This window comes from Bacillus sp. FAU20 (assembly GCF_056033865.1).
Genome location: NZ_JBVYHY010000027.1, coordinates 180638 through 192500 on the forward strand (window position 1 = coordinate 180638; position 11863 = coordinate 192500).

An 11863-nucleotide genomic window follows, 5' to 3' on the forward strand; every position below is an offset into this window, starting at 1 on the left:
TTTATAATTTTTCCTAATTCCTTTTAAACATCAGTTTTTAGTAAAAAAACCTGCTGAATTTCAGCAGGTCTCAAATTGTTACTATAGATTACTATGAGAAGCGTACTTCGTCAATTTTTTCTTAATAATGAAAATTACCTATTTTACTCTGTTGAGATAGATGGGTCTGCCTGTTCTTTTTTCGGGATAATCTCAAAAAACTGGTTCTGTATATCATCTAATAATGCTGTTAATATAGCAACTTCCTCATATTGCTCATGCTCATTTAATACACGAATATAGTCTAGCAATAATTCAGTTACATCTTTCAAACCATTTTTACTAATTGGTTGTAATGTAACATTTGCACCTTTTGCGATTCTTCTTTTTAAGGCCTGTTCTGTTAAGCCTAAGTTTGAATCACGACGCAAATAAACAACACCGCCAGTCATGCCAGCACAAATCCATGGCCCAGGGTCACCTAAAACAAGCGCTCGCCCATTTGTCATATATTCAAAAGCAAAACCTTTAATATTGGAGTATGCACCTATATTTCCTTGCTCTTTTTCAGGAAGTGGTTTTGTTATTCTACCTCCAATGATCATGTCTGCCCCAGAAAGGCGAATGCCAGCGCGAGCATCAGCGTTCCCTTGCACGTATAGTGCCCCTTTTTGTGCACCATATCCAAATCCTTTTCCGACAGAACCGTTATAATATACTCCGTCTTTTCCTTTTGATTTTGTTATATAAATCCCACCACCAAAGGAAGTTTTACCAATGCCATCTTGTGCGCCGCCATTTACGTGTATAAATAAATTTTCACTATTGTAAGCGCCTAACCCATTTCCAGGAATAGAACCATTCGTATACTTTAATGTAAGTGGTTCAAGTTGAGTAGCTTCATATAGTTTACTGCGAACGCGATAACACGATTCTAGACCACCCATAACGCGTTGCTCTACACCAACGCCTACTAATTCTTTTGAGTCAGCGGAATGAACTGTTTTAAATTGTTTTTCCGGTACGCCATCTGTTGTTGTAACAGATGGATGTTCTATTATTTGTAGTAAATTACGTAAGTTTAATAAATTTTCGCCTCGAACTTGCTCTAATAAATCAGAACGCCCAACTATTGCTTGTAAATTTGTATACCCAAGCTGTCCTGTTAATCGTTTTAGTTCTACACCGAAAGAGGTGAATAAATTTAGCAGGCCAGCAACTGCGCTTTCTAATTCGCGTGGGACGAAGCGGCGTAACCCATGTTCTTTTGCTTGTGCTTCAGACTCAATTTGTGTCGCAATTCCAACATGGCAAGTATCTAGATGACACCCACGGCAAGTAGTACAGCCGATTGCAATCATTGATAGTGTGCCAAATCCAATCCGGTTTGCTCCGAGGAGCATGATTTTCAAGGCATCATTTACACTTCGAATACCACCATCTGCCCAAATCTCTACTTTATGTCTCATGCTTGCTTCTAATAAAGCGTTGTGAGCGGCTTTAACACCAATTTCTACAGGAAGACCTACATGTTGCAATGCGTGAATACGGGCAGCACCTGTTCCGCCATCGAATCCGCTAATGTTAATAAAATCAGCGCCAGCTTTGGCGATACCGACAGCAATTGTTCCGATATTAGGAACGACAGGGACTTTCACGGCTACTTTGGCAAGTTGATTAGCTGTTTTAATTTCCGTAATCATTTGAGCTAAATCTTCAATTGAATAAATATCATGGTTATTAGAAGGTGAAATTAAATCTGAGCCAATTGTCGCATTACGTGCTTCAGCGATTTTAGCTGTTACTTTTGAACCAGGTAAATGTCCGCCTTCCCCAGGCTTTGCGCCTTGACCGATTTTGATTTCAATTAAGTTGGATGAGTTTAGTAGTTCGGCATTTACTCCAAATCGCCCAGATGCCACTTGTTGTCCACGTGTATGTGGGTATTTTCCAATCATATCTTTAATTTCGCCGCCTTCACCGTTCAAGCTAATCATATTTAGCTGATCGGCTGCTTCTGCATATGCGCGAAAGGCAATTTCGTTTTGAGAACCAAATGACATAGAACTAATAATAAATGGTAAATTATGATTTTGAATGCCGATAGATACTTCTTCAGTTGGAACGACATGTTTTGTTTGTTTCGTTTGGACAAGGTGTCTGATTGCGATTGGATTATTCTCTTCTAGTTCACTTAACTTGTCACGGTAATCATCATAAGAATTTCCTTTTGCAACGTCGCCGATTGCTTTCCAAATTCGCGGGAATATATGAAATGATTTTCGCATTCTAATTTTAGGATTGTTATAATCCTCTGCTCGTATTTTTGCATCTTCAGCAAGTGATTCGAGTGAAAAGGCTAAATCATTTGAACCGAAGAAATTTGTAATTTGTAATATATTTGCGATTTCTTCATGTAACCCAATAGATGAATAGAGACGTCCGTAACCACGTAACTCATGAATGCCAATTGTTGAAATGACTTTTTCTAATCCTTTATTAAGTGCATTATACAGATTCGTAATTGGTGTTTTTGTTCCATCATTTACAGTCGCGAATAATAAATATGGATTAATACTATCTGCTCCTAATCCATATAGCGTGACAATGTCATGTAAGGAGCGAAGGGCACCAGAACGTATAACGAGAGAACAATTGCGGCGTAATTTATTTTCACTTAATGATTGATGCACTTTAGCAGTAACTAAATGTGGATCAATCCAAAAGCGTTCATTTAGATGGGCTTTTGCGTCATCTAATACTAGTAGGGAAGCACCATTGTTAACAGCAGCTATCGCTTCAGAACTAATGCGGTTTAATGCACATTGTAGAGTTTCTGACGAGCTGAATGTAGCAGAGATTGTGGCGATAGAGTTATGAGTTTTAAATAGTTCTATGAGTTGTTCGTACGTAATTGTGTGTAATTCCTCTGCAATAGGTTGTGCCACGCTGCCTTCTAAAATAATTGGTGAAAGCATTTCAACTACAAATGGCCGTTTTGCGCCGCTTAATAAACTTGGACGCTCTCCAAGTACAGTACGTGTAGAGAAGTGTTCAATTTCACGGTCACGGTCAATTGCAGGGTTTGTAACAACAGCTACACTTTCTTTAATAAAGTCAGCGATATTTCGTCTATCAGTATCAAGTGCGGCAAGTGGTGAGTCATGCCCAAGTGAGCGTATTGGCTCAACGCCTTTTGTTGCCATCTGTTCAAGAAGTTGAATATGTTCTCGGTCCCATCCGAAAGCGACATATTGTTTCGTTTTAACTTGAACAGAATCACATAGCCCTTGAATTTTTTTCGTTTCAGGGATAGATAAATTTAAATGGTAATTGGTAGTATCAATTCGCTTTTTAAAACGGTTATATACTTGGATTTGATATTTGTCATATTCATAAAGAACAAGTTCATCTTGTTCATTCCATTTTAATCCGACTTTTTCTCCAGGAGCGAGTGGTTTTGGTTCTGCTACATATTTAGTTGGTGATACAACTCCAGGTTCAGAAGAGAAAATATAAGAGCTTTCTGTCTCTACTTTCCATACTGGGCGTAATCCAAGAGAATCAACGCTGAAAACAGCTTCATCTTTAAAACGTGAAATGATGCCAGCTGGTCCTTGTGCAAAATGTCCCCATGCTTCACGTATATACGTATATAAATCTTGTAAAGGTGTTTCATAAAGTTTAATTTCATTAATAATTGGTGGGAATAGTATTTCCATTGCTTCAAATAAACTGTAGTCGTATTGAACAAGTAGGGTTTCTAAGGTGCGGTTTAAATCTTGAGAGTCACTGCCTCCAGCAGTAAGTGGTACATCAATCATTTCAGCTTGATCGCGTAATTTCGCAATTGTGTTAATTTCACCATTATGTCCGAGAATACTAAATGGTTGTACACGAAAAAAATTAGATAATGTATTAGTAGAGTAGCGGTTATGTCCTAATGTCATAGTTGAAGCGATAAGTGGATGTTGTAAATCATTATAGTAGGCAACAAGTGTATCACCAGCACCTAGAACTTTATATACAACATGATCACGACTTAATGAAGCAACATGAATTGTTTCGTTTTCCTCTATTTTTATTGTGACAGAAAATAATGTTTGCTCAATATTTGTAATTTCGTTTTCTGCGATAAGGGCAACTTGCCAAAATAAAGGTTCTTCTTGTTTACCGAGTGGACCGAGCGCATCTGAGTTTGTTACATCATCACTTTCGAAAATGATAGTAAAGTTTTTGTTGTTTAATTGCGTACGAATATAATCTTTTAAGGCAGTAATGTTTTCTTTTTTATTTAGAAAAAAATGTCCAACGATAAAGTGGGGATGATCCACAATCGTTGGATTATATCCACTACTTTTTAGTTTTTCATGCCAAAGCGTTTTTGGTATATCAATGTGAATGCCGATGCCATCGCCCTCGCCATTAATGAAACCAGCTCTATGATTCATTTTGACGAGTGATTGTATGCAAAGGTCAATGTTTTCTTTTGTAGCAATTTTTCGTTTCTCCATAACGGAAACGATTCCACACGCATCATGTTCTGCATTTCTATAATCTCGAAATAAAGACGGTGTCCATGTATTTTTTTTATTGAGCATCCGTCAATCCCCCCTCTTGTAAAAGTTAGAATAATCTTACTATTTAAGGTGCGAATCACCTTGTACACAGAGATAGTAATGCTGTAAAAGAATATAAAACAGATAATTATGAATAATTATACTATTAATACGGAATTTATGAAATAGAAAAAAGGAAAAAAGAAAGGTGAGCTTTCTTTTTTCCTTTTAATGATGGGATTATTTATTGTCTGCTAGGGCAGCAAATGCTCTGCCAACAGCCTCGATTGTATATTCAATATCTTCTTTTGTATGTTCTGTAGTTAAGAACCATGCCTCGTATTTAGAAGGTGCTAAGTTAACTCCTTCTTGAAGCATTAGCTTGAAGAATTTACCGAACATTTCACCGTCTGTATCTTGTGCTGCATCGTAATCTTCAATTGTATTTGTTGTGAAGTATACAGTTAAAGCACCTTTTAGACGGTTTAATGTAATATCGATATTATGTTTTGTAGCTTGCTCTAAAATTCCTTTTTCAAGCATGGCACCAAGTTCATCTAATTTCTCATAAAGTCCTTCTTGTTGAAGAACTTCTAGACAAGCAATACCAGATGCCATAGAAGCAGGATTTCCTGCCATTGTACCTGCTTGATATGCAGGTCCAAGCGGAGCAACTTGTTCCATAATTTCTTTCTTACCACCGTAAGCACCGATTGGAAGTCCGCCGCCAATAACTTTACCCAGAGCTGTTAAGTCTGGTGTTACGCCAAGTAAATCTTGAGCACCACCGTACATGAAGCGGAAAGCGGTAATAACTTCATCATAAATTACTAGTGCGCCAGCTTCATGAACAAGTTCATTCACTTTCTCAAGGAATCCAGGTTTTGGCTCTACAATACCGAAGTTTCCAACAATCGGTTCTACAAGAATAGCCGCTACTTCATGTCCCCATTTATCTAACGCTTCTTTTAAAGTTTCTACATTATTAAATGGAACAGTAATAACTTCTTGAGCGATACTTTGTGGTACGCCGGCTGAGTCAGGTGTTCCTAGTGTAGAAGGACCAGATCCAGCTGCTACAAGTACTAAATCAGAATGACCGTGGTAACAACCAGCAAATTTCATGATTTTTGTGCGGCCTGTGTAAGCACGAGCAACACGAATTGTCGTCATTACTGCTTCAGTACCAGAGTTTACAAAGCGTACTTTATCTAAAGCAGGCATTGCCTCTTTTAACATTTTTGCAAATTTTACTTCTAGCGCTGTTGGTGTTCCGTAAAGTACACCATTTTCAGCAGCTGTTGTAATTGCTTTTGTGATGTGCGGGTGAGCATGTCCAGTAATAATAGGACCGTATGCTGCTAAATAATCGATATATTTATTTCCGTCTACATCCCAGAAATAAGCACCTTTTCCACGTTCCATAGCAACAGGAGCGCCACCGCCAACTGCTTTAAAAGAACGAGAAGGACTATTAACGCCGCCAACGATATGCTCTAAAGCTTCTTTATGTAATGCTTCTGACTTTGTGAATTTCACTACCATTCATCTCCTTACAAAAATCTATGTATTATTCTAACATGTTTTTCGAAAAGACGTATTGTTTGTGATAGAGAAGGCAGTTGGGTAAACTATTCGTTGTGACATTTAGGAGGGGGGTCCGATTATGAAGTCGGTAATTGAGGTACAAGGGTTACGTAAAGAATTTACAGCCTATTCAAGTCGTCCGGGTTTAAAGGGTGCATTTCGCGATTTATTAAATCGTAATTATAAAATAGTACCAGCAGTAAATGATGTATCTTTTACTGTAAAACAAGGTGAGATGGTTGGTTATATCGGTGAGAACGGTGCTGGTAAATCAACAACAATTAAAATGCTTACGGGGATTTTGACTCCGACATCAGGAGAGATTTTAGTAAATGGGATGAACCCACATAAGCAGAGAGAAGAATTTGTAAGAACCATTGGTGTTGTTTTCGGTCAACGCTCACAACTTTGGTGGGATATTGCTGTACAAGAATCTTTTCGTTTATTAAAAAAAGTGTACGGTGTATCAGACGCTCAGTATAAAGAGCATATGGAACACGTGATTGAAACGTTAGATATTGGTCCTTTATTAGATAAGCCAGTTCGAAAGTTATCTCTAGGTCAAAGAATGCGTTGTGAATTAGCGGCAGCATTAATTCATAACCCACCGTTATTATTTTTAGATGAACCAACAATTGGGCTAGATGTACTTGTGAAATTGAAAATACGTGAATTTTTAAAAGAAATGAATGAACGTTATAAAACAACAATTTTATTAACAACCCATGATATTACTGATATTGAAGCATTATGTGAGCGTGTTATCATGCTGGATGAAGGAAATATTATGTATGACGGTTCTTTAAGTAATCTTCGTACGCAGTGGGGAGCGGAGAAGGAAATACATTTTCAGTTTATTGCACCAGTTTCCTATCAGGCTTTATCAATGGTTATGCCAGATAGTCATGTCGTTTGGTCGAAAGCGAAAGAGGAAAACGCGTGGGTTGCAAAAATACCGAATGAAGAAGTTATTATTTCAATGCTTATTTCTAAAGTAGTACAAGCCTTTCAAATTAAAGATTTAAAAATTAATGAAGTGTCTACAGAGGAAATTATTCGTAACATTTATGAAGAAGGTATTAAACATGGGTAAGTATATTGAAATGATTCGAATTCGCTTTTTAATGATGCTTGCGTATCGCACAAATTATTATAGCGGGATTTTAATTTATACGATTAATATCGGTGCTTACTATTTTTTATGGCAAGCAATTTATAGCGGAAAAGAGAATATTGAAAGTTTATCTATTTCGCAAATGACCACGTATATCGCAATCGCGTGGATGGCACGTGCCTTCTATTTTAATAATATAGATAGGGAAATTGCGATGGAGATTCAAGAAGGACGTGTGGCTGTAGAATTAATTCGTCCGTATAACTATTTGGGAATGAAAGTTATGCAAGGTCTTGGCGAGGGAATATTCCGTTTTGCCTTCTTTTCCATTCCAGGCATGGTTATCGTTACGTTATTATTTTCGTTGCAAATTACAACGAATTTTCAAACGTGGTTATATTTCTTCTTATCTTTAATATTTAGTTTTATTATTAATACACAAATTAATTTAATGACAGGAATGCTTACGTTTTTTCTATTTAATAATAGTGGGATTATGTATGCAAAACGCGTTGTTATTGATTTATTTTCAGGTCTATTATTACCAATTAGTTTTTATCCGTTATGGGCCCAAAAAGCAATGATGTTCTTACCGTTTCAGGCTATTAGTTATATTCCAAGTATGATTTTTTCTGAAGGTATACAGGGGAGTAAGTTGTATGAGGCTTTAATATTTCAAGTGATTTGGGCGATTGTACTTATTATTCCAATTGTACTCATGTGGAGAACGGCGAGAAAACGTCTAATTGTACAAGGGGGATGATAAGATGCTATATATAAACTTATTTTTACAATATGCAAGTCAATATATAAAAACGAAATTGGAGTATCGAGGCGATTTTATTGTTGGTTTACTTTCTGATTTATCGCTTCAAGCAGTTAATTTAATATTTATTCTCGTTGTATTTGGGCATACACAAGCATTGAAGGGATGGAGTCGAGAAGAGGTAATCTTTATTTATGGTTTCTTTTTAGTACCATTTGCCATCTTTTCAGCTTTCTTTAATATATGGGATTTTAATGATCGATACATTATTAAAGGGGAGATGGATCGTGTATTAACGCGACCGATCCATAGCCTATTTCAAATTATATTAGAAAGAATGGAACTTGAATCTTTAATTGGAGCTATTACAGGGATTGTTGTAATGGGATATGCAACTGTGGAGTTACAATTATCTTTTTACTGGTATGATTTCTTCTTATTTATATTGATGGTAGGAGGAGGAGCACTTGTATATGGAGGGATATTTGTTACGCTGGCGAGCCTTGGTTTTTGGTCGGATGCGAAAAGTTCAATTATGCCTCTTATGTATAACATAGGTAATTACGGGCGCTATCCTGTTAATATTTATAATCGTGTAATTCGTTTCATTTTAACGTTTGTTTTACCGTTTGCGTTTGTTGGAGTATATCCAGCAGCATACTTTTTAAGAAAAACAGAATGGAATAGTTATGCATTTGCGACGCCAATTGTTGGTATTATCTGTTTTACGATTGCAATCACCCTCTGGAACCAAGGGGTAAAAAGGTATCGTGGCGCGGGTAATTAATTATAGAAGCTTGTTCGTTTCTAAGGGATAAATCAGTTCTCCACCTCATACATATAAAATGAGGTGGAGGACATGTTATGGGGATTTATTCTATTAATTGCAGCAATCGCTATTTTGAAAAGTGTCCAATTATTATGGAGTTCCTATTCGGATTCAACGCGTTTTTTTTCGCTCTATAATTTGGCCACATTATTTTTGATCTATACAACAGTACTGATCGCGTTTGGATTAAGTTACGTTGTATTAGAGGAAATGGGTTTCGCAGTTTTGAAAGAGGACGGAGAAAGTTTGAACGCTCATTCTTTTCAACTCGTCGAAGTTTGTTTATATTTTAGCGCAGTTACTTTATTGTCTGTTGGATATGGTGACATATCTCCGATTGGAATTGGGCGATGGATTGCAATCGCAGAAGCGCTAATTGGATATACACTCCCTTTTGCTTTTGTGATGAGGTCTGTAATAGACAATGAAAAATAAGGAAGCATTTGTTATAGTAAAGGAAAAGAGTAGGAGTGATAACTATGATTACAGTAGGAGAAATGGCACCAGAATTCACATTAGAGGGAAGTAACGGAGAAGAAGTTCGTCTAGCTGATTTCCGCGGTAAAAATGTAGTTCTCTATTTTTACCCGAAAGATATGACGCCAGGATGTACAACTGAAGCATGTGATTTTCGTGATGCGTATGGAGTATTTCAAGAGAAGGATACGGTTATTCTTGGAGTAAGTCCTGATTCAGCGAATAGACATTTGAAATTCATTGAGAAACATGAATTGCCATTTACACTTTTAGTAGATGAAGATCATAAAGTAGCAGAGTTATACGATGTTTGGAAGTTAAAAAAGAACTTTGGGAAAGAGTATATGGGAATCGAGCGTTCTACATTTCTTATTAATAAAGACGGTGAACTTGTAAAAGAGTGGCGTAAAGTAAAAGTGAAAGGGCATATTGAGGATGTTCTTTCTTATATAAAATAAATCTACGTTGGAGATAAAATATGCAGAAACAAGGCAAGTGTCTATACATATTTTACTGCCTTACATAAAGTGGAAGTGTAGGGCATACCTCCTCAGATGATAGTATTCCAAGTGCGATTATGTCGCACTTTTTTTCTATGTAATATATGAAGAAAAAGGGAAAGATACATAAAAACAAGTCCTGAATATAAAAATAAACCACATACTTATAGTAGAAATATTGACGATTTATAAGAAAAGGAGTACACTCTTTATAAGAATTATAAAATAATAATCCGTATAGAATCGGGGTGCATGACGGTGGTCAAAGAAGAATTAAAAGAAGCGCTAGAAATGCTGAAAAATACGGGTGTACGCATTACTCCACAGCGTCATGCTATTTTAGAGTACCTTGTGGAATCAATGACGCACCCAACAGCGGATGATATTTATAAAGCATTAGAAGGTAAGTTTCCAAATATGAGTGTTGCAACTGTCTATAATAACTTACGTGTGTTTAAAGAGGTTGGACTTGTAAAGGAATTAACTTATGGAGACGCTTCAAGTAGATTTGATTATGTTACAAGTCAACATTACCATGTGATTTGCGAAAAATGTGGTAAGATTGTTGATTTTCCTTATGGAGGCTTGGAAAAGCTGGAAGAGGAAGCTGCGAAAACGACAGGCTTCGTTATCAATAGTCATCGCTTAGAAATTTATGGCGTTTGTCCAGAGTGTCATAAGGCGTAATATATAATAAAGAAAGAGGCTGACGGCTATACGTCAGCCTCTTTCTTTATTATATAAGGATTAGCGTGAGGTTAATCGGGATTTACAGTGCTAAGTTAGTAAGAAGGGTTAGATAAAAGTTTGTCGAATTTACTTTGTATTGGTAGAAATGAATTCTTGGAGGGGACATTTTGAAGAAATATGAGATTAAAAATAACATTCCAACATTGGAAGAATATAAATATTTATGTGATTCTGTGGGATGGACTAATTATATGAACTTTGAGGTGGCGGAAATATCACTTCAAAATTCCATTTACTGTATAACAGTCAAGGATCATAATCAAATCATCGGCATGGGGAGAATTGTTGGTGATGGGGCTATCTATTTCTATATTCAAGATATAGTGGTTCATCCAGAGTATCAAAAGAATGGTATTGGAAAGAAAATAATGAATACTTTAGTAGAATACTTAAATGGGAATGCTCCAGATAAAGCATTCATTGGTTTGTTTGCGTCGCAAGGTAAAACATCATTCTACGAAAAATATGATTTTAAAGATTATTCGCCTAATATGACAGGGATGTTTACTGTTATTTCGAAAAAATAGGTGTAATAAATTTAATAAAACAATTAAAAAGTTGATTTTTAAGAAATCAACTTTTTAATGAGTTGAAACGTTTGTGGTGTTGCAAATTCGTATTTCCCTTGATACTTATGATTTATAACTCTTCTTATTATACTTTTCATCAAATTCTTTTCCATCTAGATCTCGATCTAGTGTTAAAGGTTGATTGCAGTGCATACATGCATCGACACGGCCGAGCATTTTTGTTGGCTTATCACAGCTTGGGCAAATAATTTGGATAGTCTTAGTAGATAACATACCAATCCAAAAGTAAACGACAGTGCTAGCGATAACGGCTAAAAAGCCAACCATCATAAACGTTGTCATAATAATAATGTTTTCGCGGAAAAAGACACCTAAGTATGCAATGAAGAGGCCGATAAATACTAAACTTAATGCAAAGGTCCGGATTTTATTGATTTTGTTTGAATACTTAATGCTCATTCTCACCACGCTCCTATACTAATAATATAACATAAAATTTAGAATTTTCACTCTCATGTAAATTGATAAAGGGATAAGATATGAAATGAATAGGAGGGGAGCCATGAAGAATGAATGGACACTATAATGATTTTTACAGCGGTTTTTAAGTTTTTAACGGGATGTGAAATTTTTTTATAAAAAGTATTGACCCCGTATATACTGCATGATATATTAATAACCGTCGCTGATGCGGAAACGCAGAAAACGACAAAAAAGAAAATGAAAAACTTAGTTGACATTGAAAAATGAAGATGTTAACATAAGGAAGTCG

10 protein-coding genes are annotated in these 11863 nt (G+C 36.2%); 7 read left to right on the forward strand and 3 right to left on the reverse strand.

Annotated features, from left to right (window positions below; translation table 11 throughout):
- Window positions 1–143: 143 nt before the first annotated feature.
- A complete protein-coding gene (locus AC0OM3_RS26615; protein WP_474213253.1) occupies window positions 144–4580 on the reverse strand; it encodes a glutamate synthase-related protein in 4437 nt (1478 codons plus the stop codon).
- Between the two features lie 198 nt (window positions 4581–4778).
- On the reverse strand, window positions 4779–6083 hold the full coding sequence (hemL, locus tag AC0OM3_RS26620; protein ID WP_003299918.1) for a glutamate-1-semialdehyde-2,1-aminomutase: 1305 nt from the start codon (window positions 6081–6083) through the stop codon (window positions 4779–4781).
- 121 nt (window positions 6084–6204) lie between these two features.
- On the opposite strand from hemL, the gene AC0OM3_RS26625 reads away from it, so the two are divergent.
- The 7 genes from AC0OM3_RS26625 to AC0OM3_RS26655 all read left to right on the forward strand — a co-directional run bounded on the left by AC0OM3_RS26625 (window position 6205) and on the right by AC0OM3_RS26655 (window position 11088).
- Complete coding sequence (locus AC0OM3_RS26625) at window positions 6205–7218, forward strand: ABC transporter ATP-binding protein (RefSeq protein ID WP_000843650.1); 1014 nt, start codon at window positions 6205–6207, stop codon at window positions 7216–7218.
- On the forward strand, window positions 7211–8002 hold the full coding sequence (locus AC0OM3_RS26630) for an ABC transporter permease (RefSeq protein WP_000521516.1): 792 nt from the start codon (window positions 7211–7213) through the stop codon (window positions 8000–8002). Before AC0OM3_RS26625 ends, AC0OM3_RS26630 begins: the two co-directional genes overlap by 8 nt.
- A 4-nt stretch (window positions 8003–8006) precedes the next feature.
- Window positions 8007–8792 (forward strand): ABC transporter permease, encoded by a 786-nt coding sequence (locus AC0OM3_RS26635; protein WP_000965778.1) that lies wholly within the window; start codon window positions 8007–8009, stop codon window positions 8790–8792.
- 72 nt (window positions 8793–8864) lie between these two features.
- Entirely contained in the window at window positions 8865–9269 is a 405-nt protein-coding gene (locus tag AC0OM3_RS26640) for a potassium channel family protein (RefSeq protein WP_000964343.1), read from the forward strand.
- A gap of 44 nt (window positions 9270–9313) precedes the next feature.
- Window positions 9314–9769, forward strand: coding sequence for a thioredoxin-dependent thiol peroxidase (gene bcp, locus AC0OM3_RS26645; protein WP_000633710.1), 456 nt, complete (start codon window positions 9314–9316; stop codon window positions 9767–9769).
- Between the two features lie 300 nt (window positions 9770–10069).
- Window positions 10070–10498 (forward strand): peroxide-responsive transcriptional repressor PerR, encoded by a 429-nt coding sequence (gene perR, locus AC0OM3_RS26650; protein WP_000237829.1) that lies wholly within the window; start codon window positions 10070–10072, stop codon window positions 10496–10498.
- A 170-nt stretch (window positions 10499–10668) separates the two neighbouring features.
- The gene (locus tag AC0OM3_RS26655; protein WP_000759734.1) at window positions 10669–11088 is read left to right on the forward strand and encodes a GNAT family N-acetyltransferase; all 420 of its coding nucleotides are present in this window, start codon (window positions 10669–10671) and stop codon (window positions 11086–11088) included.
- A 105-nt stretch (window positions 11089–11193) separates the two neighbouring features.
- Here AC0OM3_RS26655 and AC0OM3_RS26660 read toward each other — a convergent pair whose 3' ends face one another.
- Window positions 11194–11550, reverse strand: coding sequence for a YgzB family protein (locus tag AC0OM3_RS26660; RefSeq protein WP_000025057.1), 357 nt, complete (start codon window positions 11548–11550; stop codon window positions 11194–11196).
- Window positions 11551–11863: the final 313 nt, after the last annotated feature.